Below are 25,549 nucleotides of genomic sequence, written 5' to 3'. Positions count from 1 at the left end.
GCCCGCAATGCGAATGTAAAATCCGAAACTCCACTGGAAACCTATATTTGCTGGTGGTCTTTGATTCTAACATTCGCGGGCAGGTCTGCAGAAACGGGAGGCGAATGTTAGAACCGGACCACTAGCCTGTTTGATTCGATTTCGTTCAAGACTGTTCATAGGTCGTTGCTGATTTCTTTTTTGTCTTTCAGCCCTCAGCCGGAGTGTTATCGTCGAATCAAGGGATTCGCGGCGCATCACGGGCTTCGTCCCTCGAACGTACTCAGTACGCAACGTAGTTGGTCACGCGGTGATCGATGGCAATTTAGTTTGAGGTCCGGGGGTCATGGGTTCGGACGGATTTGAGTCCAAGAAGGTAAGCAGCCCGCTGGGTGGGGCTGGTCCTGCTGACAGGTTCGCTCCAAGCGAACTCGCTGCGAAGGTTGAGCGGAATTTGGCGCTCGACTCCTTTGCGGCGGATGACGGCGCGGCCGTCAACCTTGTCGAGATTTCCGGCGTCATCAAATGGTTCGATGCCTCAAAGGGCTACGGCTTTATCGTGCCGGACAACGGCTGGCCCGACGTGCTGCTGCATGTCACGGTCTTGAGGCGTGACGGCTACCAGACGGCCTATGAAGGGGCGCGGCTGGTGTGCGAATGCGTCCAGCGGCAGAAGGGCTATCAGGCCTTCCGCATCGTCTCGATGGACGAGTCCACCGCCATCCATCCGGCGCAGATGCTTCCCGCGCGCACCCATGTCAGCGTCACGCCGACCAGCGGGCTGGAGCGGGCGCAGGTCAAATGGTTCAACCGGCTTCGCGGGTTCGGCTTCCTGACCTGCGGCGAAGGCACGCCGGACATTTTCGTCCATATGGAAACCCTGCGCCGCTATGGCATGACCGAGTTGCGTCCCGGCCAGTTCGTGCTGGTCCGGTTCGGGCCCGGGTCCAAGGGCATGATGGCGGCCGAGATCCAGCCGGAGACCGGCGCGCCCGGATTGTCCTCGCACTGACCTGACTTCAACCACATCCGCGTGATCCTCTAACAAGGCTAGACCTGTGTGTGGCCTTTGCCATGATTGCCGCGCTAGGTTGCTGCGTCATTTGGCTCAGGACACTGTTCGAGAATGTCGTTCGCCCGCTTGCTGAAATCCCCGAACCTGAAAACAAACTTCCGTATCGTCGCCGCTGTGGCGATGGCGCTGTTCGCCGTGGCGATCACCGGCGCGACCGCGGCCGAGGTGCAGTCGCTCGAGATCGTCACCAAGTCGGGCGTCCACGTGTTCTCCGTCGAGATTGCGAAAACCGACGAGGAGCGGGCCACCGGCCTGATGTACCGCAAGGAGCTGGCCGAGGGACGGGGTATGCTGTTCGATTTCTCGCCCGAACAGCCGGTGTCGATGTGGATGAAGAACACCTTCATCCCGCTCGACATGATCTTCATCCGCAGCGATGGCCGGATTCTGCGGATCGCGGAAAACACCGAGCCGCATTCAGAAAAGATCATCTCGTCGGGCGGTCTGGCCAAGGGCGTGCTGGAGGTGATCGGCGGCACGGCCCGGAAATACGGCATTCAGGCCGGCGACCGGGTGGCCCATCCGCTGTTCGGGACTCGCTGAGGCTGTGAGCGTTCGAGGCTGACGCAGGAAAAACCAGCCGTCAGAATCGCGTCAGAATCGCGCTATAAAATCTAATAATTTCAATGGGATAAATGGTCGGGGCACGAGGATTCGAACCTCGGACCTGCAGTACCCAAAACTGCCGCGCTACCAGGCTACGCTATACCCCGATGGGTCAGTCGATACACGCTTCGCATGGCGCCAGCAAGGCGGAACGACCGGCTGCGGGCGCTAAAACACCCACAGTTAACGTGGGATCGTCCGGCTCCCGGTCAAGCCCCCGAGGCGGGCGATGAGGCTGGCGATGCCTGGGCCACCGGCGGCTTGGCGGGTGCCGTTCGCGCCGACGGCTTGTCCTGCTTCTTCGACCAGTTTCCGTAATAGGCGACGATCGTCAGGATGGCGACACCGACGACGCTGACGCCAAGTTGCGCCCAGACCGTGCCCCAGCTCAGCATCAAAACGAAGTGCGCGACGAAGGACAGGAAGATGCCGACGCAGAACACCTGCAACGATTGCTGACCGCACTTGATCAGGGGATCGAGCCACTTCGATTCCAGCAGTTTCCAGTCCTTGGGCACGAACCGCGTGATGAAGAACGCGATCACCACGAAGTGGATGACGCGATAGGGCGCAAGGAACGTCTTGTCGTTGGGATTGAAGGCATCATAGAGCCACCTCGGGAACAGCGCGCCGAAGGATTCGAAGCGGCCCGCCATGGTCATGATCAGCGCGAAAACGAGATAGAGCGAGCCGATGATCAGGAGCCATTGCGAGCGGATCACTGATCGCGATTCCAATGCTCCGCCCAGCGCGAACCACGCGCCGAACACGAACAGCAGCTGCCAGGTATATGGATTGAAGTACCAGGAGCCGACGGGGTAGGCCGAGAAATTCCAGCCGAACTGGCGGGCCGCGAAGTACAGCACCAGCGACGCGATCATGACCATGTCGGGCTTGCGCAGCATCAGCCACAGCACCGGCGGGAAGAACCCCATCAGGATGATGTAGAGCGGCAGCACGTCCAGATTGACCGGCTTGAAGCGCAGCAGGAGGCCTTGCGTCAGCGTCTGGATCGGATTTTCCACCAGCCCCGCGACGTTGAACTCGTTGAGGATGTCGGGATCGGCGTAGCGCAGCGCGACCCAGCCGATCGCCGCGATGTAGATCACGAACAAAATCACGTGTGCGACATAGAGCTGCCAGACGCGCTTCCACAGCCGCGTCGAGCCCACGATAAACCCGCGGTCGAGCATCATCTTGGCGTACACGAAAGATGCGGTGTAGCCGGAGATAAAGACGAACAGGTCAGCCGCGTCGCTGAAACCATAGTTGCGGGGCGTCGCCCAGTTGATGACGTTGTTTGGAATGTGGTCGAGAAAAATCCACCAGTTCGCGATGCCGCGGAAAAAATCGAGCCGGAGGTCGCGACCCTTTTCGGGAAGTGTTGCCTGGATTTCCATGAGCGCCGTTTCGTGATGCAGTCGACAAAATTACTTCGGCGGCGGCCAATCCGGACCTGAACGGTTCGACATTGTCACGGCGCGTCGTTCGCATTATATCAGAGTTTCTTGTGGGAAGTCTCCTTGGGAACGGGCTGCCGAACGTTTGATTTGGGCCTCAACCCAAATCACTTGCTTTTTATCCGTCCCGCTTCCGTTCCGGCGGATCGACAATCGAACTCAGGCTCTTTCACTCCTCAGGGTTTTCGCGCGACATGACAGCCAGAATCTTCAAACCTGCCAAAAATGCGATGCAGTCCGGCTCCGCGAAGACCAAGGCGTGGCAGCTCGACTACGAGCCCGAACAGCCGCGCGTGATCGAGCCGCTGATGGGCTGGACCAGCTCCGGCGACATGAAGCAGCAGCTGACGATCCATTTTGACACCCGGGAAGACGCCGTCGCCTATTGCGAGCGGGAGGGCATTCCCTATCAAGTGCTGGAGCCGAAGGAATTGCAGCCGCGCGTGAAGGCCTATGCGGACAATTTCGCGTTCCGCCGCACCGAGCCCTGGACGCACTAAGAGCTGGACTCACTATCTGCCGTCATGGCCGGGCTTCGTCCCGGCCATCCACGTCTTTATCGCTGCTGTTGCCCTAAGACGTGGATGCCCGGAACAGGTCCGGGCATGACGAACTCTGGCGAAATCGCTCCGGGAAATGTCGGGAGCAAGACATTTCAAAGCTGCGCCTTGGCCTAATGAGGCGCAACGCGCCTGACGCCAGCCTCCCGATTGCGCCAGTATCCATCGGAAAGGTTGGGGTTGCATTCCGCCGCCAAGCAGTGACACCTTGCAGGTCAATGCCGCCCGGAATGGAGGCGGAAGCAAGCAAGATCAAAACGTTACGCGGCAGGAAACAATGGCACTTCGGTCCGGGCTCGACTCCAAATCGTCCGACTTCACGCGCAACGCCGAGGTCATGCGGGGGCTGGTTGCCGACCTCCGGGACAAGCTTTCGCAGGTTGCAGGCGGGGGCGGCGAGGCGTCTCGCGCCAAACACACGGCGCGCGGCAAGATGCTGGCACGGGAGCGCGTCGACCTTCTGATCGACCCCGGCACCGCGTTTCTCGAATTCTCCCCGATGGCTGCCTATGGCCTCTACGGCGGCAACGTGCATTCCGCCAGCATCGTGACCGGCATCGGCCGCGTCTCGGGCCGTGAATGCGTCATCGTCGCCAACGACGCCACCATCAGCGGCGGCACTTATTACCCGATGACGGTGAAGAAGCATCTGCGCGCGCAGGACATCGCGCGGCAGAACAACCTGCCATGCATTTACATGGTCGATTCCGGCGGCGCCTTCCTGCCGCAGCAGGACGAGATTTTCCCGGACGAGAAACACTTCGGCCGCATCTTCTACAATCAGGCCAACATGTCCGCGCAGGGCATCCCGCAGATCGCCATCGTGATGGGATCCTGCACGGCGGGCGGCGCTTACGTGCCCGCGATGTCGGACGAAAGCATTATCGTGCGCAACCAGGGCACCATCTTCCTCGGCGGCCCGCCGTTGGTGAAGGCGGCGACCGGCGAAGTCGTGACCGCCGAAGAACTCGGCGGCGCGGACGTCCACTCAAGGCAGTCGGGCGTCACCGATCACTATGCGCAGAACGACAGTCATGCCATCGGCATCGCGCGGCGCATTGTCGGCAATCTCAATCCCGCCAAATCATCGGCGACCGGCCTGCGCGCGCCGCGTGAACCGTTGTTTGAGCGCGAGGACATTTACGGCGTGGTGCCGGCGGACGCCCGCAAGCCGTTCGACGTGCGCGAGATCATCGCGCGCATCGTGGACGGTTCGGAGTTCGAGGAATTCAAGAAGCTCTACGGTCAGACACTGATCTGCGGCTTCGCGCATATCTGGGGTTATCCGGTCGGTATCATCGCCAACAACGGAATCCTGTTCAGCGAAAGCTCGCTGAAGGGCGCGCATTTCATCGAGCTTTGCTGCCAGCGCAATATCCCGCTGCTGTTCCTGCAGAACATCACCGGCTTCATGGTCGGCAAGAAGTATGAAGCGGGCGGCATCGCGCGCGACGGCGCCAAACTCGTCACGGCGGTCGCGACGGCATCGGTGCCGAAATTCACCGTGGTGATCGGCGGCTCCTATGGCGCAGGCAACTACGGCATGTGCGGCCGCGCCTACAGTCCGCGCTTTCTCTGGATGTGGCCGAACGCGCGCATCTCGGTGATGGGCGGTGAGCAGGCATCGATGGTGCTCAGTCAGTTGCGGCGCGACAACATCGAAGCCAAGGGCGGCACATGGTCGGCCAAGGAGGAAGATGCTTTCCGCAGCCCGATCCGCGAGCAATACGAAACGCAGGGTCATCCTTATTACGCGACAGCGCGGCTCTGGGACGACGGCGTGATCGATCCCGCCGATACGCGCCTTGTGCTTGGTCTCGGATTGTCCGCCGCCGCTAACGCGCCCTCTGAGCCGACGCGCTTCGGCGTGTTCAGGATGTGACGATGAAAAATCCTGCTCAGACCGCGGCAAAGCCGCTCTATCGCCGCTTCAACACCTTGCTGATCGCCAACCGCGGCGAGATCGCCTGCCGCGTCATCAGGACCGCGCGCGCCATGGGCCTGCGCACCGTCGCGGTCTATTCGGAAGCTGACGCCGATGCGCTGCATGTCGCGCTGGCCGACGACGCCGTGCTGCTGGGACCCGCGCGTGCGAAAGACAGCTATCTCAATGTTGATCGCATTCTCGAAGCCGTGCGGAAGACCGGCGCGGAAGCGGTGCATCCGGGTTATGGCTTCCTGTCGGAGAACGCCGAATTCGCGCGCCGCTGCGCTGCTGAAGGCATCGTGTTCGTCGGTCCCACCGCCGAGATGATGGAAGCGATGGGGTCGAAGTCGGGCTCCAAGCAGCTGATGGAAAAGGCCGGCGTGCCGCTGGTGCCGGGTTATCACGGCGAAGCGCAGGACGACAAAACACTCGCGGATGCCGCGAAGAAAATCGGCTTTCCGGTATTGGCGAAAGCATCGGCCGGCGGCGGCGGTCGCGGCATGCGTATCGTCAACAGCGCGGACGAACTCGCCGCAGCCATTGTCAGCGCCAAGCGTGAGGCGCTCGCCGCGTTCGGCGACGACCGCATGTTGATCGAGAAGTTCGTTCAGAACCCGCGTCACATCGAAGTGCAGATCGTCGGCGACAGCCACGGCAACCTCGTGTCGCTGTTCGAGCGCGAGTGCACGCTGCAGCGCCGCCATCAGAAGGTGATCGAGGAAGCGCCGTCGCCGACACTCGATGCAGCGGGACGCGAGGCGGTTTGCGCGGCAGCCCGCAAAGCGGCGGGTGCGGTGAATTATGTCGGCGCGGGCACCATCGAATTCGTGTCGGACGGCCGCGAAGTGTTCTTCATCGAGATGAACACGCGGCTTCAGGTCGAACATCCGGTGACCGAGTTGATTACCGGCGTCGATCTGGTCGAATGGCAGTTGCGTGTCGCGTTCGGTGAAAAGCTGCCGCTGGCGCAGGACCAGATCAAGCTCAACGGCCACGCCATTGAGGCGCGTGTCTACGCGGAAAATCCCAACAAGAACTTCATGCCTTCAGTGGGCCGTATCCGGACGTGGCGCACGCCGGACGAAGTCGACGGCCTGCGGATCGATGCGGGTTACGGCGAGGGCAAGACTGTGTCGCCCAATTACGACGCCATGCTGGCCAAGGTGATCGCATGGGCCCCGACGCGCGATCTCGCGATCTCGCGGCTCAATCGCGGGCTGCAAGAGACCGACGTTCGCGGCGTCATCACCAACATTCCGTTCCTGTCGGCGCTGATCACGCATCCGGACGTCCGCGCCAACACCATCGATACCAGTTTCATCGAGCGCGAGCTGGCGAAGCTCACGCCAGCCGAAGCGGGGTTGACCGAACTCGAGCTTGGCGCGGCAGTGGCTGCGATCCTGCGCAGCGAGGAGGTCGCGGCAGGGCACGACGTGAACTCGCCATGGCGGGCATCGTCCGGCTGGTTCACCGTGGGTGGACGCCAGCGCCACTTCCTGTTCCGGCAGGCGGGCGGCGAGCGCAAGGTGACGCTGCGCTATGGAAATGGCCCGACCATGCTTTCGGTCGACGGGCGTGACATCGCGTTCGCGAGTTCGGCATCGTCGCGCGGCGGCATCGATCTTGTTCTCGATGGCGTCAAGCACCACGTCGAAGGCTTGCTGGATGTGCAGGAGGTCTATGTCCGCACCCGCAATGGACGTTTCGAGTTTCACTGGGTCGATCCGTTCGGCACCGAGGACGAGGAGCAGGCCGGCGCGGACCGCGTCGTCGCACCCTTGCCCGGTACGGTGGTGGCGATCCTGGTCGCGGAGGGCGCGTCCGTCGAGAAGAGCGCACCGATCCTGACGCTGGAAGTCATGAAGATGGAGCAGACGCTGCGCGCGCCGTTCGCAGGCGTCGTGAAGCAGTTGAAGTGCAAGGTCGGCGACATCGTGCAGGAAGGCGTGGAACTGGCCGAGATTGAGCCGGCTGAAGCTCCCGCGAAGGCGTAACCCATGAGTGACAAGGTCCGCATCGTCGAAGTCGGCCCGCGCGACGGGCTGCAGAACGAAAAGACGCTGGTCAGCGTGGAAGCGCGGGTCGCGTTCATCGAAAATCTCATCAAGGCAGGACTGCATACCATCGAGGTTGGCAGCTTCGTGTCGCCCAAGGCCATTCCGCAAATGGTCAATTCGGATCAGGTGCTGCGCGCGGTCGACCATCATCCCGACAGCGTGTTTCACGTCCTCGTCCCGAATGAAAAGGGCTATGACGTGGCGAAAGCCGCCGGCGCGAAAGTGATCGCGGTCTTCGCCTCCGCGTCGGAAGGATTCTCGAAGGCCAATATCAATTGCACCATTGCGGAATCGATCGAGCGGTTCGTGCCGGTGATCGCGCGCGCCAAGGCCGATGGCGTCAAGGTGATCGGCTATGTCTCATGCGTGCTGGGCTGTCCCTATGACGGCGAGATCAAGCCGCCGGCAGTCGTCGCGGTGACGACAAAGTTGTGGGAGCTCGGCTGCCAGGAAGTCCTGCTCGGCGACACCATCGGCGTCGGTACGCCGCTCAAGACGCGGCAGTTGCTGCGCGCGGTGGGCTCCGAAATGCCGATGACCAATGTCGGGATGCACTTCCACGACACCTACGGTCAGGCGCTGGCAAACCTCTTGGCCGGAATGGAAGAGGGCTCGCGGCTGATCGATTCCGCGGCGGGCGGGCTCGGCGGATGTCCCTATGCGCCCGGTGCGACCGGCAATGTCGCCACCGAGGATGTGGTCTACATGCTGGAAGGCATGGGCATCGCGACCGGCGTCGATCTGGACAAGCTCGTCGCCGCCACCAACGAGATCTGCAACGTCCTCGGCAAGCCGCCGGTCAGCCGTGTGGCGTCCGCGATGAATGCGAGCAAGCGCACCCGCTCTTGATGATGATTGCGCTACGCCGCTAACGGATCGCCTCCCGTCCCATCACCAGATCGGGCAGGGTGGTCGAGATGCCGGGGAAGATGCACAGCAGCAGCACGGCGAGGAACATCAGCGCCAGAAACGGCATCGTGCCCCAGATCACCTCGGAGAGCGAAATGTCCGGCGCCACGTTCCTGATGACGAAGATGTTCAGCCCGACCGGCGGGTGAATCAGCCCCATCTCCATGACGATGGTCATGACCACGCCGAACCAGATGATGTCGAACCCGGCGGCCCGCAGCGGCGGCAGGATGATAGGCGCGGTCATCAGGATGATCGACACCGGCGGCAGGAAAAATCCGAGCACGATGACCATGCCGAGGATGGCTGCGAGCAATTCCCATTTCGGCAGGTGCATCGCGACGATGGCGTTGGCCGCCGACTGGGAAATCGTCAGATAGCTCATGACGTAGGAATAAAGCAGCGACATGCCGATGATCATCATCAGCATGGTGGATTCCTTGATCGTCGAGGTCAGGATCGGCGCAAGATCCGCCGGCTTCCAGACGCTGTAGATCAGGCCGATCAGCAGCAGCGCCAGCAGGCCGCCGAGGCCCGCGGTTTCCGACGGCGTGGCGTAACCGCCGTAGAGCGCGATCATCACGCCGGTGAGCAGGATCACGAACGGCAGCACGCGCGGCAGCACGTTGAAGCGCTCCGACATCGTGTATTCGTCCTGGGTCAGGATCGGCGATGTCTGCCCGTTCGCTTCATAGGCCGCTTTCGCGGTGGCGTATTCCTGGCGATACCGAAACATCGCGTAGACCGCGAACAGCGTCACCAGCAGCAGGCCGGGGCCGATGCCTGCGAGGAACAGCCGCCCGAGCGATTGTTCGGCCGCGACCGCGAACAGGATCATCGTAATGGACGGCGGAAGCAGAATGCCGAGCGTGCCGCCGGCCGCGATAATGCCCGCCGCGAAGCCGCCCGAATAACCGCGCTTGCGCATCTCCGGAATTCCGGCCGAACCGATCGCGGAGCAGGTCGCGGGAGACGATCCCGCCATCGCGGCGAACAGCGCGCACGCAAACACGTTGGCGATGCCGAGGCCGCCCGGAATTTTATGCAGCCACGCATGGAGCGCGGTGTAGAGATCCTGACCGGCCTTGGACTTTCCGATGGCTGCACCCTTGAGGATGAACAGCGGAATCGACAGCAGCGTGATCGACGCCATCTCCTCGTAAACGTTCTGCGTCACCGTATCGAGCGACGCTCCCGGCATGTAGATCGCCATGAACACGACCGCGACGGCGCCGAGCGCGAACGCGATCGGCATTCCCGAAAACATCGTGGCCAGCGTCGCGAGCCCATAGCTGATGCCGATACCCAGAACGGTCATGAACGCGAAGCCTTGTTGAAGGAGGTGATGATCTGAAGCAGGATTTGAACGCACAGCAGCGTCATGCCTGCGGCCATCAGGACATAGGGAATTGCGAGCGGCGGGCTCCACATCGAATTGGAGACCTGGCCGTCCACCCACGCTTCATGCGCCAGCGTCCACGATTTCCATGCGAAGAAGGCGCAGAACGCAAAACTGGCGACGTCCACGAGAAGCAGCCGGATCCGGTTCGCGGTCGGAGAGAGCAGGCCGACGAAGGCTTCGATGCCGATATGGCCGCGCTGCCCTTGCACGAAAGCACAGGTCATGAATGTCGCACCTACCAGCAGGAAGACGGCCGCTTCGTCCTGCCAGTAGGTCGCGGCGTGAAACAGGCTGCGCGACAGGACGCTGTAGCTCAGGATGAGGCAGGCGAGAATGAGCGAGATCGCCGCCAGCACGACGATGACGCGATTGCAGAGTGCAAGTGCGCGCGCGAACCCGGCCACGAGCGCGTTGCTCGGGGCCGGGGTGACCAGCTCGTGCTGGTCTTCAACCGAACCGTGCATCATGCGGCGTCGGACGCGAGCTTCATCAGGTTGGCGGACGTCGCGGTTTTCCCCGAGTAATCCTTCCACGCGGTGTCGCGCGCGATGTCGCGCCATTTGCCGACGGTCGCAGCATCGAGCGTGCTGACCTTGGCCCCGGCCTTTTCGTAGACCTTGGCGACCTCGACGTCGTCGGCTTCCGCGCCCTTGCGGCCGAACGCTTCCATCTCGGCACCGACGCTGAGAATGATGTCCTGCTGGTTCTTCGGCAGCTTGTCGAAGATGGCCTTCGACATCATCAGCGGCTCGAGCATGAACCAGTACGACTGACCGGCGCCGGACGTGAGATGCTTGGCCACTTCCTCGAGCCGGAACGAGATCAGGCTGGTCGACGATGTGATGCCGGCGTCACATGCGCCGGTCTGCATCGCCGCGTAGATTTCGTTCGACGGCACAGACAGCACGGCGGCGCCCGCGGTCTGCAGCACCATGTCCATTTCGCGCGATCCGCCGCGCACCTTCAGGCCCTTGGCGTCTTCCGGCGCGACCAGCGGCCGCGTGCGGCTGGCGACACCGCCGGCCTGCCAGACCCAACTGATGAGGATGATGCCCTTATCGGCGAGAAAATCGGTCAGCGCCTTGCCGACCGGTTTGGTCTTCCATGCCAGTCCCTGATCGTAGCTCGACACCAGTCCCGGCATCAGGCCGATGTTGGTTTCGGGCAATTCGCCGCCGGCATAGGGAAGGGGGTAAAGGCTCATGTCGAGCGCGCCTTTGCGCATCGCGGAGAACTGCGCATTGGTCTTGATCAGCGACGAGCCGGGATAAACCTCTGCGACAATTTCGCCGCCGCTGCGCTTGGTGACTTCCGCGGCGAACACGCGCGTCAGCCGGTCACGGAAGTCGCCCTTGTCGATCGTCCCGCCCGGAAACTGATGCGAGATTTTCAGCGTGGTCGCGGCTTGTGCTGGGCCAAAGCGGAGAATGGCGGGTGCGGCGAGCGTGGTCGCCAGAAGATGTCGGCGTGTCAGCATCGGATGTGTCTCCCTGTTGTTTTTTTGATTTTTCGGTCGGCGGGGTCTGGCCGTCGCGGGGCGTTTGCCTGCGACATTCTGACCGAGCCGCCCGCATAATGCTACAGTTGCTGCACCGCACTTCTGCGCGAACACGCCTATACTTTCGGCCCGGGTCTCGCGGCGTGTGGAGCGTTCCAAAATACCGTCGCGCGTGAAAATTATTCGCTGCCGCTGTGTAACAACGCGCGGTCCTCCCCGAAGATCCTGAAGCGACCTTCGTCGCGTCAGAAAACGGTTTCAGAGGATCACGTCACATGGCACGCACCACACGCATCGCGCTCGGCACCACCGCTGCAGTTTTGTCGCTGGGTCTCTTGTTTGCGCCGGCCGCCTTCGCTCAGGACAAGATGTCGAAGGACGGCATGAAGAAGGAAGACACCATGTCGAAAGACGGCATGAAGAAGGACACGATGTCGAAGGACGGCATGAAGAAAGACGGAATGATGAAGGACGGCATGAAAAAAGACGAGATGAAGAAGTAATCTTCATCCCGTCTTGCTGATGCTTGCAGGCTCGCTCCGTTCAGGAGCGGGCCTGTATCGTTTGACGTTATTTCTTTTTCTTGCGCGCCGCGTAGCGTGCATCGCGCGCGGCTTTTTGCTGAGCTTTCAACTCCGCTTCCGCTGCTTCCTTCTCGGCCTGCATGCGGCGTGCTTCGGCTTCGGCTTGCGCTGCGAGTTCGGCTTCGCGCGCCTTCTTCTCCAATCTGGCTGCCTCGCGCAGCTTCTGGGCTTCCGCGCGTGCGATCGCCTGCGCCTGCCGCTCCGCAGCCTTCTTCAGAACGGCCGGATCGTCAGGTCCCGGCTGAGCCTTGAACTTTTCGAGAACTTTTTTCCTGGCGTTTTGCGCGGCGGCCTGCCGGTCGGCAAAACTCGGCTCCTTAAAACCCATCGAGTCGATTTCTTTCTTTTCAGAGGTGTGTCGGGCGGCTTGTAGCAGATTTCAGGGCGATATTGGGGAGGTCTCCGCTGCTTTATGCCTCCAGCAGAGCCTGTCGGAGCGCTTCCCGTGCCGCAAAGGCGGGAGTGTGTCCTTTGGGAGACAGACGACCTGTGTCACCGGCCCGCGAAAGAAACGGCTTATTTGAAGGGTTTCGCTTGTTATGAAGCCATTCTCATGTTTGGTATCCGGCTTCTATTCTTCTTGGAGGTTTCGACGTGGCGACAGGTACTGTGAAGTGGTTCAACGCGACTAAGGGTTTCGGGTTCATTCAGCCGGACACCGGCGGCAAGGACGTTTTCGTGCACATTTCGGCGGTCGAGAAGGCTGGGCTTTCCAACCTGAACGAAGGCGCGAAGGTCAGCTACGAGGTCGTGGCGAACCGTGGCAAGGAATCGGCTGAAAACCTTCGGGTTGGATAATCCCGGTTATCCACGCAGAATTTCGGTTTATCGACAGAAAGGCCGCCTTTTGGCGGCCTTTTTTGTTGAGCGGGCTCTTTTTCCGCGCGTAATGCACGTACTCTACGCACGCACGAATCAATAGGAGCCACAATGGCAGTTCAAATGACGAAGTCTCAGCTGATCGAGAAGATCGCTGGGGAAGTTGAAATCGCGAAGAAGGACGTCAAGGGCGTCCTCGAGACACTCGCGTCGGTCGGCTACAAGGAACTGAAAAAGTCGGGCGTCTTTCTGGTCCCCGGTTTTGCAAAGTTCGTTGTCATCAAGAAGCCGGCGACCAAGGCACGCAAGGGCACCAACCCCTTCACCGGTGAAGCGATGACCTTCAAGGCCAAGCCGGCCCGCAAGATCGTTCGCGCGCGGCCCGTTAAAGCTGCAAAAGACGCCGTTTAAGTTTTTTGCGACGTTCTGCTATTGGCCCGCCGGTTCACGCCGGCGGGTTTTTAGCAATGAACGCTAGCAATGAACGCTTCTGGGACTTTCGAGCCCATCCCCATGCGAAGCAGGACCGGGCTTGGGCCGGGACGGCTGTGGCTTGGCGCTCGGCGGGAGCTTGGCCGGGATTTTTACGACGTCTGCCATTGAACAAATTCCTTATGACGCATTGCAACAATCCATAAGGCGTTTCGTTCCGGATTCCCTTTATCCTTTAGTCCCTGATGCTTTCGGATGGCCGCGCCGATGCGGGTGAAGCGCGCGATGTCATGCTCATCGCACGGAACGGATTCCCCGCTGGTCTCTTAACGAAGGGCGCAACGAGGAGCCGGCAATGGCAGACCAAATCCAGCAACCGCCGTTTATCTATGAAGGACTGGATCCCGCCGAGAACGAGGATCGGTTCGGCATCAGGAAGCTGTCTGCCGCGGTGAAGTCCCTGAGCGATATGCTGGAGGGCGCCAAGAAGCCCGGAATGCCGCTGAGCATTCTCAGCAACGTCGCGCGCGAAGCGCCGCTGGGTTCATTGCTGGTGGCTTTCGTTCTCGGCGTTGCGATCGGCCGGCGGCGCTGAGCGCACGTAACGCTTCACATCCGTGTGCTGCTGCATTGTTGAGCAAGCAGATCGTCGCGGCCTGTCGCTTTTTTACTACTGCCAACGCCGCCGCGCAGCGGTAAGCTCGGCAATTATTTTATCATTTTTGAGATCGACAAATGTATTTCGTATTGATCCCGTCGCTCGCGATGGTCGGATTGGCCGTGATCCTGTGGCGGCAAAGCCTGACGCGTCCCGACACATGGACGGACAACCCGCCGGTTGGCCGGAAACGCCGCGACTGAACCGGACTGCTGATTCCCGCGTCGTCAAGAATTGACCGAATCGTAACGAACGGCTGCTCTCCTCAGAGGCAAGGAGAGCGCGAATGCTCAAGCAGTTTGAGAATGTTCGTTTCGTTCGAATGGCCGATGGCAAGACCTTCAAGCTCATTCGGGATCTGGGACTGGTGAAGGGCGGGAAGGGGCTTCGTTGTCACGAGCCGATCCTGACTGTTCAATTGAAACTGAAGCCGATCAGCTTTCACATTCCAGTGCTTGAAGTGCTCTCGCTGTTTGCGAGGCCCGCGCGCGCTGCGTGACGCTGCGGCATCAGCCCAAGATCTGAAAATAAACTGGCGATCCCAGCAGGATTCGAACCTGCAACCCACGGAGTAGAAATCCGTTACTCTATCCAGTTGAGCTATGGGACCGTTTAACTAATTGAAATCACATACCATCGTTTATTGTCGTTTATCATCCTAAAGAACCCGTGATGAACGACTATTTTTCGGCCTTCTTGCGGCCAGCAGCGCGTGGGACGGCGGCCCTGGAGTGAGCCGAAGCGGCCACGCAGCGATCCACGGTATCGATCATTCTTCTCTGGCTGGTATGGTGGTAGACTATCACCGGGGCGTTCGTCCCGGGTCTCGCCGGGGCGTGGCCGGAGTGGTGCCATGATCGCTTGGCGCGGCTTCGTCGTGATGATGTCCGCCGGACTTTTGTTCGGGGCCGTCCGCGCATTCGCGCAACATCAGCACCCGCCGCAGGACGTCCCGATCCACGAGAAATTTTATTCGACGTGGATGAGGCCGGACAACCCTCATTTGTCCTGCTGCAGTCAACACGACTGCTACCCGACCGAGGCCCGCAATGAAGGCGGCGTCTGGTTTGCGAGACGCCGTGAAGACGGCAAGTGGCTTCGTATCCCGCCCGAGAAAGTCGAGAAGAACCGGGACAATCCTGACGGGCGCAGCCATCTTTGCGCGCCCAGACCCGAGCGCGCCTATAGCGCGGACGTCTTCTGCTTCACCCTCGGCAACGGAATCTGATTCCACTTCGGGTCGTCGGCCCTCTCATATGCGATTGAAAAAACCGTCAACCCGCCGCGAAATTCATGAACCTTCCAGCGCCTCCGGCCGACCAACCGGCGGGAGTATCCAACGGCTTGCATTGCCTTTGGGTTATCCCGACCTAAACTCTTGTTTTTTGCCGGGTCATTGGCTTGGCGCGCTCTTTCACGCCGTCGGTGCGCGATGGTCGCGTAGAATCTTTCGGCCCGGTATCGATACGACCATGAGTCCGTCACGATTCGCGCATTGTCTACGTTTCAAGGCAGCCTTTGATAGCTGTCGGCAGGGAGTTTTCACATGATCGGTCTGGTTCGCGCCCTCTCGGTTTGCGCCGCGCTGGCGCTCGGCCTCGTCTCGGCAACTGCGGCCGACAAGGCCTTCAAGAGGGACGATCTGGCGGACAGTGCCATCCGGCTCGAAGCCCAGATCAAGACCGAAGCCGGGATCATCAACAAGACGGCGGCGACGCTGAAGTCCGATGTGGATGCAGCGTTCAAGCGCAACGATCTGCGCAGCGCGCTGCAATTGCTCGGACAGACCACGGCGGTCGTCCCTGAGGACAGCGGCAACTGGCTGCGGCTGGCCAGGACCATTTTCCAGATCCGTCCCACGGACAACCGCGAGCGGACGTTCTTCTATGAACGCGCATCCACCGCCGCCTACATCGCCTATCAGCGCGCCGCCAATCCGGCCGAGGAAGCCGATGCGCTGGCGGTGCTGGGCAATGCGCTGGCGGAGCGGAAGCTGTGGCGTCCGGCGCTCGATGCGCTGCGCCTGTCGCTGGATCAGCGCGAGGTCGCCGACGTGCGCGGCCAGTACGAGAAGCTGCGCGACGAGCGCGGCTTCCGGCTGCTGGATTACAGCGTGGATTCGGATTCGGCGTCGCCGCGCGCCTGCTTCCAGTTCTCGGAGGACCTCGCCAAGCGGGCGGACTTCAATCCGTTCATCGCGCTGGCCGGCACCGACAATCCGGCGCTGACGTCCGAGGAGAAGCAGCTTTGCGTCGAGGGCCTCAAGCACGGCGAGCGCTACACCATCAACCTGCGCGCCGGCCTGCCATCGACCGTGAAGGAGACGCTGCCGAAGTCGGCCGAATTCAACATCTACGTGCGCGACCGCAAGCCGTTCGTGCGCTTCACCGGACGCGCCTATGTGCTGCCGCGCACCGGCCAGCGCGGCATTCCGCTGGTCAGCGTCAACACGCCGTCGGTGTCGGTGAACATCTTCAGGATCGGCGACCGCAATCTCATCAATTCGGTACTGGGCAGCGACTTCCAGCGCAGCCTGTCGAGCTATGAACTGTCGGACCTCGGCAACGAGAAGGGCGTCAAGGTCTGGACCGGCGAGATCGCCACCGCGCAGACGTTGAATGCCGATGTGATCACCGCTTTCCCCGTGGATCAGGCAGTCGGCGAAATGCAGCCCGGCGTCTATGTGATGACGGCTGCCGCGAAGGGGCCGGGCTCGGCCTCCAGCGATGAAGACTCCGGCCAGCTGGCGACGCAGTGGTTCATCGTTTCCGACATGGGCCTGACCGCCTATTCGGGCAACGATGGCGTGCATGTGTTCGTCAATTCGCTGGCGAGCACCGAGCCGACGTCGGGCGCTGAGGTTCGCCTCGTGTCCCGCAGCAACGAAGTTCTCGCCACTCGCAAGACCGACAGCGCGGGCCATGTGCTGTTCGAGGTGGGGCTGGCGCGGGGCGAGGGCGGTCTGTCGCCTGCGTTGCTGTCGGTTTCCGGCGAGAAGGGCGACTACGCTTTCCTGAGCCTCAAATCCAATGCGTTCGACCTGTCCGATCGCGGCGTCTCCGGGCGTGCCGTGCCTGCGGGGCCTGATGCGTTCGTTTACGCCGAGCGCGGCGTCTACCGCTCCGGCGAGACGGTGTATCTCACGGCGCTGCTGCGCGACGGCAAGGGCAACGGCGTTGTCGGTGCGCCGCTGACGCTGGTGGTCGAACGCCCCGACGGCGTGGAATTCCGCCGCGCTGTGGTGCCCGATCAGGGCGCGGGCGGACGCAGTCTCACGCTGCCGTTGAATTCGGCGGTGCCGACCGGCACCTGGCGGGTCCGGGCGTTCACCGATCCGAAATCCCCGTCCGTCGGCGAAACCACCTTCATGGTTGAGGATTACGTCGCGGATCGCATCGAATTCTCCTTAAGTTCCAAAGCGAAGCAGATCACGGCTGAAGCTCCAGCAGAACTTGAAGTGGATGGCCGCTTCCTCTACGGCGCGCCTGCCTCGGGCCTCGCGCTCGAAGGCGACCTGCTGATCGCCACCGCTGCGGATCGTCCGGGCTATGCCGGATACAAGTTCGGCGTCGCGGACGAGGAAACGTCGAGCAACGAACGCACGCCGCTGGAAAACCTTCCCGAGGCCGACGCCAACGGCAAGGCGACCTTCAAGGTCAGTCTCGCCAAGCCGCCGTCCTCGACGCGTCCGCAGGAAGCGCAGGTCTTCGTCCGCATGGTGGAAACCGGAGGCCGTGCGGTCGAACGCAAGCTGACCATTCCGGTCGCGCCGAACGACGCGCTGATCGGCGTGAAGCCGCTGTTCGCCGACAAGAACGTCGCCGAGGGCGATCCCGCCAACTTCGACGTCGTGTTCGTGGCGCCGGACGGCAAGGCGCTGGCGCGCAGCGGGCTTCGCTACGAACTGATGAAACTCGAGTCGCGTTATCAGTGGTACCGGCAGGGCTCATCCTGGGATTACGAGCCGGTGAAATCCACCAAGCGCGTGGCCGACGGCGACGTAACCATTGCCGCCGACAAGCCCGCGCGCATTACGGTCGCGCCGCAGCCGGGCCGCTACCGGCTCGACGTGAAATCCACCGAGCAGGACGGCCCGATCACCTCGGTGCAGTTCGATGTCGGCTGGTATTCGGACGGCAGCGCCGACACGCCGGACCTCCTGGAAACATCCATCGACAAGCCGGAATACAAGTCCGGCGACACCATGGTCGTGTCGGTCAATGCGCGCAGCGCCGGCAAGCTGACCATCAACGTGCTCGGCGACCGTTTGCTGACCACGCAATCCTCCGACATCAAGGAAGGCCAGAACAAGATCAGCATCGCCGTCGGCAAGGACTGGGGCACCGGCGCTTATGTGGTCGCCACGCTGCGCCGTCCGCTCGATGCCGCCGCCCAACGGATGCCGGGCCGCGCCATTGGTCTTAAATGGTTCGGGATCGACAAGTCGGAGCGCACACTCAAGGTGAGTCTCACGCCGCCCGCGCTGGTTCGCCCGAGCACGACGCTCAAGCTGCCGGTGAAGATCGAAGGTCTCAGCCGCGGCGAAGACGCCAAGATCGTGGTCGCGGCCGTCGATGTCGGCATTCTCAATCTCACCAACTACAAACCGCCTGCGCCGGATGACTATTATCTCGGCCAGCGCCGCATGACGTCCGAAATCCGCGACCTCTATGGGCAACTGATCGACGGCATGCAGGGCACACGCGGTCAGATCCGCACCGGCGGTGACGCCGCAGGCGCTGAACTGCAAGGCAGCCCTCCGACGCAGAAGCCGCTCGCGCTCTATTCGGGCATCGTCACGGTCGGCACCAACGGCACGGCGGAAGTCACCTTCGACATTCCGGAGTTCGCCGGCACCGCGCGCATCATGGCGGTCGCATGGACCGCGACCAAGGTTGGCCGCGCCAATACCGATGTGACCGTGCGCGATCCCGTCGTGCTCACCGCAACGCTGCCGCGCTTCCTGCTGAACGGCGACCGCGGCACCATGAGCCTCGATCTCGACAACGTGGAGGGTGCGGCGGGCGATTACGTCATCAGCGTCAAGACATCCGGCCCGGTGAAGCTCACCGGCAACCCGGCGACCACCATACGCCTTGCCGCCAAGCAACGCAGTTCCGTTGCGCTCGCCATCGATGCGGCGGGCGGCGCGGGGCAGGCGCAACTCGACGTGGACATCAAGGGACCGAACGGGCTGGCACTGGCGCGTCACTATGCGCTCGACGTCAAGGCCGCCACGCAGATCCTTGCACGGCGCTCGGTGCGGACCTTGGCAAAGGGCGAGAGCCTCAATCTCACGTCCGACATGTTCAGCGATCTCGTGCAGGGCACCGGCGGCGTTCAACTGTCGGTCGGTCTCTCCACGGCGCTCGACGCCGCGACCATCCTGAAGGCGCTGGATCGTTATCCGTTTGGATGTTCCGAGCAGATCACCAGCCGCGCGATGCCGCTGCTGTATGTCAACGATCTCGCGGCGGAAAACCATCTGGCGATGGACACCGCAGTCGATCAGCGCATCAAGGACGCCATCGACAAGCTGCTGGCGCGCCAGGGCTCGAACGGATCGTTCGGTCTGTGGTCGGCCGGCGGCGACGATGCCTGGCTCGATGCCTACGTCACCGACTTCCTGACGCGGGCGCGCGAAAAGGGCTTCGCGGTGCCGGACGTTCTGTTCAGGACGGCGCTGGATCGTATCCGCAATTCGGTGGTCAACGCCGACGAGCCGGAGAAGGATGGCGGCCGCGATCTGGCCTACGGTCTCTATGTGCTCGCAAAGAACGGCACCGCGCCGATCGGCGACCTGCGCTATCTCGCCGACACCAAGCTGAACAACATCGCAACGCCCATCGCCAAGGCGCAGCTTGCCGCGGCGCTGGCGCTGGTCGGCGACCGGGCGCGCGCGGAACGCGTCTATTCGGCGGCGGTCGGCAGCCTCAATCCGAAGCCGGTGCTGGAGTTCGGCCGCAGCGACTACGGCTCGTCACTGCGCGATGCGGCGGCGATGGTGTCGCTCGCCAGCGAAGGCAGCGCGCCGAAGGCGACGATCAGTCTCGCGGTCGAACGCGTCGAGGCCGCGCGGGGTCTTTCGCCCTACACCTCGACGCAGGAGAATGCGTGGCTGGTGCTGGCCTCGCGGGCGCTCGCCAAGGAAGCCAATAGCCTCTCGGTCTCGGTCAACGGTGAGACCGCGAAGAACGCGCTGTATCGCAACTATCGCAGCGCCGACATCGCGGCCACGCCGGTCAGGATCACCAACACCGGCGATACGCCGGTGCAGGCGGTGGTTTCCGTCACCGGTGCGCCGATCACGCCGGAGCCTGCGGTCGCCAACGGCTTCAAGATCGAGCGCAATTACTTCACGCTCGACGGCAAGCCCGCCGATCCGTCCAAGGCGAAGCAGAACGATCGCTTCGCCGTGGTGCTGAAAGTCACCGAAGCCAAGCCCGAATACGGTCAGATCATGGTGGTCGATTATCTCCCCGCAGGTCTGGAGATCGATAATCCGAAGCTGGTGTCGTCGGGTGACTCGGGCACGCTCGACTGGATCGAGGACGGCGAGGACCCGCAGAACACCGAGTTCCGCGATGATCGCTTCAGCGCCGCCATCGAACGCGCGAGTGACGACACCGCCGTGTTCACGGTCGCCTACATCGTGCGCGCGGTCTCTCCCGGCAAGTACGTGCTGCCGCAGGCTTACGTCGAGGACATGTACAATCCCTCGCGCTATGGCCGCACCGGCACGGGAACGGTCGAGGTGACGAAGGCGAAATGACGACGCCCGACACCATAACGCCAGCCACGCCGCTTTCGCGGCGCTGGCGGTGGGTCAGGATCGCCGCGCTGGCGTTTGGCGCGCTTGGCGCCGGCGTCGTTACGGCTGGCGTCATCTGGGTCGCATCGCTGCCGCCGCTGCCGTTCGAACAGACCCGGCACATCTCGACGACGATTGTGGACCGCAACGGCAAGCTGCTCCGCGCGTTCGCGATGGCGGACGGGCGCTGGCGGTTGCCCGCTCAGGTCAAGGATGTCGATCCCGGTTATCTCAACCTGCTGCTGAACTATGAGGACCGCCGGTTCAGGTCGCACATCGGCGTCGATCCGCTGGCGATGGGACGCGCCGCGTTCCAGCTTGTCACGCGCGGGCACATCGTGTCGGGCGGCTCGACCATCACCATGCAGGTGGCGCGGCTGATGGAGCCGCGGCAGGAGCGCTCGGTCGCCGCCAAACTTCGCCAGATGGTGCGCGCCGTGCAGCTTGAGCGGCAGTTGACCAAGGATCAGATTCTCGATCTGTATCTGACACTCGCGCCGTTCGGCGGCAATCTCGAAGGTGTGCGCGCGGCGTCGTTCGCCTACTTCGGCAAGGAGCCGAAGCGGTTGTCGCTCGCGGAATCCGCGCTGCTGGTAGCGCTGCCGCAATCGCCGGAGACGCGGCGGCTCGACCGTCATCCCGACGTGGCGCGGGTCGCGCGCGATCGCGTGCTGTCGCGCATGGTCGAGGACGGCCGCGTTTCGGCCGACGATGCCACGCACGCGAAGCTGGAGCCGGTGCCGCGCTTGCGCAAGCCGATGCCGCTGCTCGCGCCGCATTCGACCGATCAGTCGCTTGCGATCATGAAGGATACGCCGCGCATTCAGCTCACGCTGGATTCCACCATCCAGAAAACCCTCGAGTCGCTGGCGAAGGATCGCGCGCTCGCGCTTGGGCCCGATGTGTCGGTCGGCATTCTCGCGGTCGATAACGAGAGCGGCGACGTGCTGGCGCATGTCGGGTCGCCGGATTATTTCGACAACCGGCGCGCAGGGCAGGTGGACATGACCCGCGCCGTGCGCTCGCCGGGATCGACGCTCAAGCCTTTCATCTACGGTCTCGCGTTCGAGGATGGCTTCGTGCATCCTGAAAGCCTGATCGAGGACCGGCCGATCCGCTACGGCTCTTACGCGCCGGAAAATTTCGACATGACGTTTCAGGGCACCGTCACTGTGCGGAAAGCCTTGCAGATGTCGCTGAACGTGCCGGCCATCGCGTTGCTCGATCGCGTCGGTTCGAGCCGGCTGACGGCCCGCATCAAGCAGGCGGGCGCGAACCTGATCCTGCCCAAGGATGAAACGCCGGGCCTCGCCATGGGCCTCGGCGGTGTCGGCATCACGTTGAACGATCTGGTCCGGCTCTATTCGGGATTGCCCAGGCAGGGCGAGACGGTGGCGCTGCGCGAGATCGTGCGGCCGGACGACAAGGCGGAGCCGGAGACGCGGCGGCTGCTCGATCCGTCCGCCGCCTGGCTGGTCGGCAACGTGCTGATGGGCACGCCGCCGCCGGACAACGCGCCGCATAACCGGCTCGCGTTTAAAACGGGCACCAGCTACGGCTACCGCGATGCCTGGTCGGTCGGTTTCGACGGCCGCATGACCATCGGGGTCTGGGTCGGCCGCCCCGACGGCGCGCCGGTTCCAGGTTTGATAGGACGAACCGCCGCGGCGCCGATCCTGTTCGATGCGTTCGCGCGGACGGGAAAACTTCCGATGCCGCTGGCCAAGGCCCCGAAGGGCACGCTGATGGCCAGCAACGCCAAGCTGCCGTTGCCGCTGCGGCGTTTCCGGCCTGCGGGTGACTTCATCCGCACCGGAAGCGAGCAGGCGCTGCGGATCCAGTTTCCGCTGAACGGCTCGCGGATCGACGCCTACGGCGGCGATGCGAGCCAGTCCGCGATGCCGGTGCGGGTGGCGGGCGGGGTGCTGCCGCTGACCATGTTGGTTAACGGCGTCGCGGTCGGCGGCATCGACAGCCGCCGCCAGCGGCTGGTCGAACCGCCCGGTCCGGGCTTCGTCCGGCTGACCGTCATGGACGCGACGGGCGCGGCGGACACAGTTGTCGTGAGAATTCAGTAGAGGCGGCTCAACCTGTTGTCGGGAGAATGGTTTCCGCGTATGCGGAACCGATGGCTGAGACCTACCCAAGACCCAGATTTGGCGCCCCGCGCGAACCGGTGGAACAGAAGAATCCCGGTAGCGGGCTCGTGCGCGTGGTCGATTTTGCGGTCGGCAGCCATACCCGCGCGGTCGCGCTGCTGGTGCTGGTCGGCCTGCTGTTTTTCCTGCCCGGATTCGTCAACATCCCGCCGGTCGATCGCGACGAAGCGCGCTTTGCGCAGGCGACGAAGCAGATGGTCGAGAGCGGCGACTTCGTCGACATCCGTTTCCAGGACGAGGTCCGTTACAAGAAGCCGGTCGGGATTTACTGGGCGCAGGCGGTCGTCGTGGAGACCGCGTCGAAGTTCGGCCTGCCGCGCGCGCAGGTCCGCATCTGGCTGTATCGCATCCCCTCATTGATCGGCGCGATCGGCGCGGTGCTGCTGACCTACTGGACGGCGCTGGCGTTCGTGACGCGGCGTGGTGCGCTGCTCGCCGGTCTCATCATGTGCAGTTCGATCCTGCTCGGCGTCGAGGCGCGTCTGGCCAAGACCGACGCCATGCTGCTGCTGACGGCGGTCGCCGTCATGGGCGCGATGGCGCGCGCCTATCTCTCATGGCAGCGCGGGGACGACTCGCCGCAACCGTGGAAGTGGGCGGCGATTTTCTGGACCGCGATTGCGTGGGGCATTCTGCTCAAGGGTCCGCTGATCCTGATGTTTGTCGCGCTGCCCGTGATCGCGCTTGCGATCCTCGATCGCTCCGCGGCGTGGCTGTGGCGTCTGCGCCCGGTCTGGGGACTGATGTGGACGCTGGTGCTGGTGCTGCCGTGGTTCATCGCGATCTTTCTTAAAGCGGGCGACACCTTCTTCGCGGACTCGCTCGGCAGTGACATGCTGAGCAAGGTCGCGAGCCCGCAGGAATCGCACGGCGCGCCTCCCGGACTTTATTTCGTGTTGTTCTGGCTGACGTTCTGGCCCGGCGCGACGCTGGCCGGCATGGCGGCTCCGGCGGTCTGGCGCGCGCGGCGCGAGCCCGGCGCGCAATTTCTGCTGGCGTGGCTGCTGCCGGCGTGGATCATTTTTGAACTCGTGATCACCAAGCTGCCGCACTATGTGCTGCCGCTCTATCCGGCCATTGCCATCCTGATTGTCGGTGCGCTCGAACGCAACGTGCTGTCGCGATCGGCGTGGATCCAGCGCGGATCGGCGTGGTGGTTCGTGGCACCTTTGCTCATCACCGTCGCGTCGATCATCGGCGCGATGATGCTGCTCCGGCAGCCGGAGTTTCTGGCATGGCCGTTTGCGGCCGGCGCACTGATCTTCGGACTGTTCGCGTGGTGGATGTTCGATACCCATCGCGCCGAACGCTCGCTGCTCAACGCCATTGGCGCATCGTGGTTCATGGCCGTGTGCGTCTACGGCGTGGTGGTGCCTTCGCTCGCGCCGCTGTTCCCGAGCGTTCAGATCGCGCGCGCGCTTCGCAGCGTCGAATGCGTCGGGCCGTCAGCTGCTGCGGCGGGCTTCCAGGAGCCAAGTCTGGTGTTCATGGTCGGCACGTCGACGTTGTTGACCAACGGTTCTGGCGCCGCGGATTTCCTGTTGCAGGGAAGCTGCCGCTTCGCGCTCGTCGAATGGCGCGAGGAGCGGGCCTTTGCGCAGCGCGCCGAGGCCATCGGCCTGCGCTACAATGCCGGCGCGCGCATCGACGGTTACAACTTCTCGCAGGGCCGTGCGATCTCGGTCGCGGTGTTCCGTTCCGAAGGCACCGAGTGAAATGGCAACCGAAATCAGCGGCAGCCATCGCGCGAATTATGTGACCAAACTCGGTTCGGATGCATGGCAATCGGTGGCGCGCCTTGTGCGCGCGCCATCCCACTCGCGGCGCGCCGAGGCCCGGCGCTCTCTGGCGCGGCGGTGGCTCGGACTGTCCGCGCTGACGGCAGTTGTCATCGGACTTCTGATGGTCGCCGTCGACGTCGCCACCATCAAGCTGATGCCTGCGCGCGGAACGCCCAGCCTTTGGCCGCTGCGGCATTTCACCGATCTCGGGAAATCGGAATATGTCCTCTGGACGCTGGCAGGCGTGCTCTTCATCGTCCTGCTGATCTTGCCGCGGCTGATCGGGGTTTCGCGGGCGGTCCTGATCGCGTTCGGCGTGCGCGTTCAATATGTGTTTTTCTCGGTGCTGTTCGCAGTGCTCTGCACCGAAGTTCTCAAGCACATCATCGGGCGAAGCAGGCCGTTCGTCGGCGGCAATGCCAACGCGTTCTATTTCGAACATTTCTCCGGCAGCCCGGCATTTGCGAGCCTGCCGTCCGGTCATGCCACCACCGCCTTTGCGCTGGCCTTCGCCGTGTCGGCGGTGTGGCGGCGCGTGACGCTGGTGATGTTCGCCTATGCGGTGCTGATCTGCATCAGCCGGGTGATCCTGCTCGCACATCATCCGAGCGATGTGGTCGGCGGCGCGCTGATGGGCGTTGTTGGCGCGATGGCCATCCGCTACTGGTTCGCGGCCCGCCGCCTGGGCTTCAAGATCGGCCGCGACGGTGCGATTGAGCCGCTGGCCGGGCCGTCCTGGCCCGCCCTGAAAAGGGTTGCCCGCGAGGCGTTCGCACCATAAGAAGCGGTCGCCCGCAGCAGGTTTTTGACTGTTTTTGGCGGCATTCGGACC

22 protein-coding genes and 2 tRNA genes are annotated in these 25,549 nt (G+C 62.9%); 17 read left to right on the top strand and 7 right to left on the bottom strand.

Annotation, left to right across the window (positions count from 1 at the left end):
- Positions 1-325 precede the first annotated feature (325 nt).
- Both AC1RKJ_RS02220 and AC1RKJ_RS02215 read left to right on the top strand, forming a co-directional pair.
- A complete protein-coding gene (locus tag AC1RKJ_RS02220) occupies positions 326-991 on the top strand; it encodes a cold-shock protein (protein ID WP_492789270.1) in 666 nt (221 codons plus the stop codon).
- A gap of 114 nt (positions 992-1,105) precedes the next feature.
- Entirely contained in the window at positions 1,106-1,597 is a 492-nt protein-coding gene (locus tag AC1RKJ_RS02215) for a DUF192 domain-containing protein (RefSeq protein ID WP_492789269.1), read from the top strand.
- 93 nt (positions 1,598-1,690) lie between these two features.
- Here AC1RKJ_RS02215 and AC1RKJ_RS02210 read toward each other — a convergent pair.
- Together AC1RKJ_RS02210 and AC1RKJ_RS02205 are read right to left on the bottom strand one after the other, a co-directional pair.
- Positions 1,691-1,767: transfer RNA gene (locus AC1RKJ_RS02210), tRNA-Pro, on the bottom strand.
- A gap of 102 nt (positions 1,768-1,869) precedes the next feature.
- A complete protein-coding gene (locus AC1RKJ_RS02205; protein ID WP_492789268.1) occupies positions 1,870-3,060 on the bottom strand; it encodes an OpgC domain-containing protein in 1,191 nt (396 codons plus the stop codon).
- 254 nt (positions 3,061-3,314) lie between these two features.
- On the opposite strand from AC1RKJ_RS02205, the gene AC1RKJ_RS02200 reads away from it, so the two are divergent.
- The 4 genes from AC1RKJ_RS02200 (at position 3,315) to AC1RKJ_RS02185 (ending at position 8,513) form a co-directional block, all read left to right on the top strand.
- On the top strand, positions 3,315-3,620 hold the full coding sequence (locus AC1RKJ_RS02200) for an ETC complex I subunit (protein WP_492789267.1): 306 nt from the start codon (positions 3,315-3,317) through the stop codon (positions 3,618-3,620).
- Positions 3,621-3,957: 337 nt separating this feature from the next.
- Entirely contained in the window at positions 3,958-5,562 is a 1,605-nt protein-coding gene (locus tag AC1RKJ_RS02195) for a carboxyl transferase domain-containing protein (protein WP_492789266.1), read from the top strand.
- 2 nt (positions 5,563-5,564) lie between these two features.
- On the top strand, positions 5,565-7,601 hold the full coding sequence (locus tag AC1RKJ_RS02190; protein WP_492789265.1) for an acetyl/propionyl/methylcrotonyl-CoA carboxylase subunit alpha: 2,037 nt from the start codon (positions 5,565-5,567) through the stop codon (positions 7,599-7,601).
- Positions 7,602-7,604: 3 nt separating this feature from the next.
- Complete coding sequence (locus AC1RKJ_RS02185) at positions 7,605-8,513, top strand: hydroxymethylglutaryl-CoA lyase (RefSeq protein ID WP_492789264.1); 909 nt, start codon at positions 7,605-7,607, stop codon at positions 8,511-8,513.
- Between the two features lie 19 nt (positions 8,514-8,532).
- On the opposite strand, the gene AC1RKJ_RS02180 is transcribed toward AC1RKJ_RS02185, so the two are convergent.
- Genes AC1RKJ_RS02180 through AC1RKJ_RS02170 form a run of 3 tightly spaced genes read right to left on the bottom strand, consistent with a single transcriptional unit; the run spans position 8,533 to position 11,452 of the window.
- Positions 8,533-9,891: a TRAP transporter large permease gene (locus AC1RKJ_RS02180; protein ID WP_492789263.1), complete on the bottom strand. Its 1,359-nt coding sequence runs from the start codon at positions 9,889-9,891 to the stop codon at positions 8,533-8,535.
- Positions 9,888-10,442 (bottom strand): TRAP transporter small permease, encoded by a 555-nt coding sequence (locus tag AC1RKJ_RS02175; protein WP_492789262.1) that lies wholly within the window; start codon positions 10,440-10,442, stop codon positions 9,888-9,890. Before AC1RKJ_RS02175 ends, AC1RKJ_RS02180 begins: the two co-directional genes overlap by 4 nt.
- Positions 10,439-11,452 (bottom strand): TRAP transporter substrate-binding protein, encoded by a 1,014-nt coding sequence (locus AC1RKJ_RS02170; protein WP_492789261.1) that lies wholly within the window; start codon positions 11,450-11,452, stop codon positions 10,439-10,441. Before AC1RKJ_RS02170 ends, AC1RKJ_RS02175 begins: the two co-directional genes overlap by 4 nt.
- A 296-nt stretch (positions 11,453-11,748) precedes the next feature.
- On the opposite strand from AC1RKJ_RS02170, the gene AC1RKJ_RS02165 reads away from it, so the two are divergent.
- Positions 11,749-11,976 (top strand): pentapeptide MXKDX repeat protein, encoded by a 228-nt coding sequence (locus AC1RKJ_RS02165; protein ID WP_492789260.1) that lies wholly within the window; start codon positions 11,749-11,751, stop codon positions 11,974-11,976.
- Positions 11,977-12,043: 67 nt separating this feature from the next.
- Here the strand turns inward: AC1RKJ_RS02165 and AC1RKJ_RS02160 are convergent, their stop codons facing one another.
- Positions 12,044-12,385: a DUF6481 family protein gene (locus tag AC1RKJ_RS02160; RefSeq protein ID WP_492789259.1), complete on the bottom strand. Its 342-nt coding sequence runs from the start codon at positions 12,383-12,385 to the stop codon at positions 12,044-12,046.
- Positions 12,386-12,651: 266 nt separating this feature from the next.
- Between AC1RKJ_RS02160 and AC1RKJ_RS02155 the strand changes: the two genes are divergently transcribed.
- From AC1RKJ_RS02155 to AC1RKJ_RS02135, 5 genes are all read left to right on the top strand, one after another.
- Entirely contained in the window at positions 12,652-12,855 is a 204-nt protein-coding gene (locus AC1RKJ_RS02155; RefSeq protein ID WP_027540153.1) for a cold-shock protein, read from the top strand.
- A 132-nt stretch (positions 12,856-12,987) separates the two neighbouring features.
- Positions 12,988-13,287: an HU family DNA-binding protein gene (locus AC1RKJ_RS02150; RefSeq protein WP_492789258.1), complete on the top strand. Its 300-nt coding sequence runs from the start codon at positions 12,988-12,990 to the stop codon at positions 13,285-13,287.
- A 376-nt stretch (positions 13,288-13,663) separates the two neighbouring features.
- Positions 13,664-13,903 carry a hypothetical protein gene (locus AC1RKJ_RS02145; RefSeq protein WP_492789257.1) on the top strand — a complete coding sequence of 80 codons (240 nt, stop codon included), beginning with the start codon at positions 13,664-13,666 and terminating at the stop codon, positions 13,901-13,903.
- Between the two features lie 140 nt (positions 13,904-14,043).
- The gene (locus AC1RKJ_RS02140; RefSeq protein ID WP_492789256.1) at positions 14,044-14,169 is read left to right on the top strand and encodes a hypothetical protein; all 126 of its coding nucleotides are present in this window, start codon (positions 14,044-14,046) and stop codon (positions 14,167-14,169) included.
- 83 nt (positions 14,170-14,252) lie between these two features.
- A complete protein-coding gene (locus tag AC1RKJ_RS02135; RefSeq protein ID WP_492789255.1) occupies positions 14,253-14,465 on the top strand; it encodes a hypothetical protein in 213 nt (70 codons plus the stop codon).
- A gap of 34 nt (positions 14,466-14,499) precedes the next feature.
- Here the strand turns inward: AC1RKJ_RS02135 and AC1RKJ_RS02130 are convergent.
- Positions 14,500-14,576 (bottom strand) — tRNA-Arg (locus AC1RKJ_RS02130).
- Between the two features lie 243 nt (positions 14,577-14,819).
- Between AC1RKJ_RS02130 and AC1RKJ_RS02125 the strand changes: the two genes are divergently transcribed.
- From AC1RKJ_RS02125 to AC1RKJ_RS02105, 5 genes are all read left to right on the top strand, one after another.
- A complete protein-coding gene (locus AC1RKJ_RS02125) occupies positions 14,820-15,194 on the top strand; it encodes a hypothetical protein (protein WP_492789254.1) in 375 nt (124 codons plus the stop codon).
- 318 nt (positions 15,195-15,512) lie between these two features.
- Entirely contained in the window at positions 15,513-20,738 is a 5,226-nt protein-coding gene (locus tag AC1RKJ_RS02120; protein WP_492789253.1) for an alpha-2-macroglobulin family protein, read from the top strand.
- Positions 20,735-22,855: a penicillin-binding protein 1C gene (gene pbpC / locus AC1RKJ_RS02115; RefSeq protein ID WP_492789252.1), complete on the top strand. Its 2,121-nt coding sequence runs from the start codon at positions 20,735-20,737 to the stop codon at positions 22,853-22,855. The genes AC1RKJ_RS02120 and pbpC overlap by 4 nt, the downstream gene beginning before the upstream one ends.
- A gap of 50 nt (positions 22,856-22,905) precedes the next feature.
- Positions 22,906-24,651 (top strand): ArnT family glycosyltransferase, encoded by a 1,746-nt coding sequence (locus tag AC1RKJ_RS02110; protein WP_492789251.1) that lies wholly within the window; start codon positions 22,906-22,908, stop codon positions 24,649-24,651.
- Position 24,652: 1 nt separating this feature from the next.
- Positions 24,653-25,498 carry a phosphatase PAP2 family protein gene (locus AC1RKJ_RS02105; RefSeq protein ID WP_492789250.1) on the top strand — a complete coding sequence of 282 codons (846 nt, stop codon included), beginning with the start codon at positions 24,653-24,655 and terminating at the stop codon, positions 25,496-25,498.
- The last annotated feature ends 51 nt before the right edge of the window (positions 25,499-25,549 follow it).

It is taken from the genome of Afipia sp. GW822-FHT04G07 (assembly GCF_058800765.1).
Note: the sequence above shows the minus strand (reverse complement) of the source record. Positions and strands in the feature narration are given on the sequence as shown.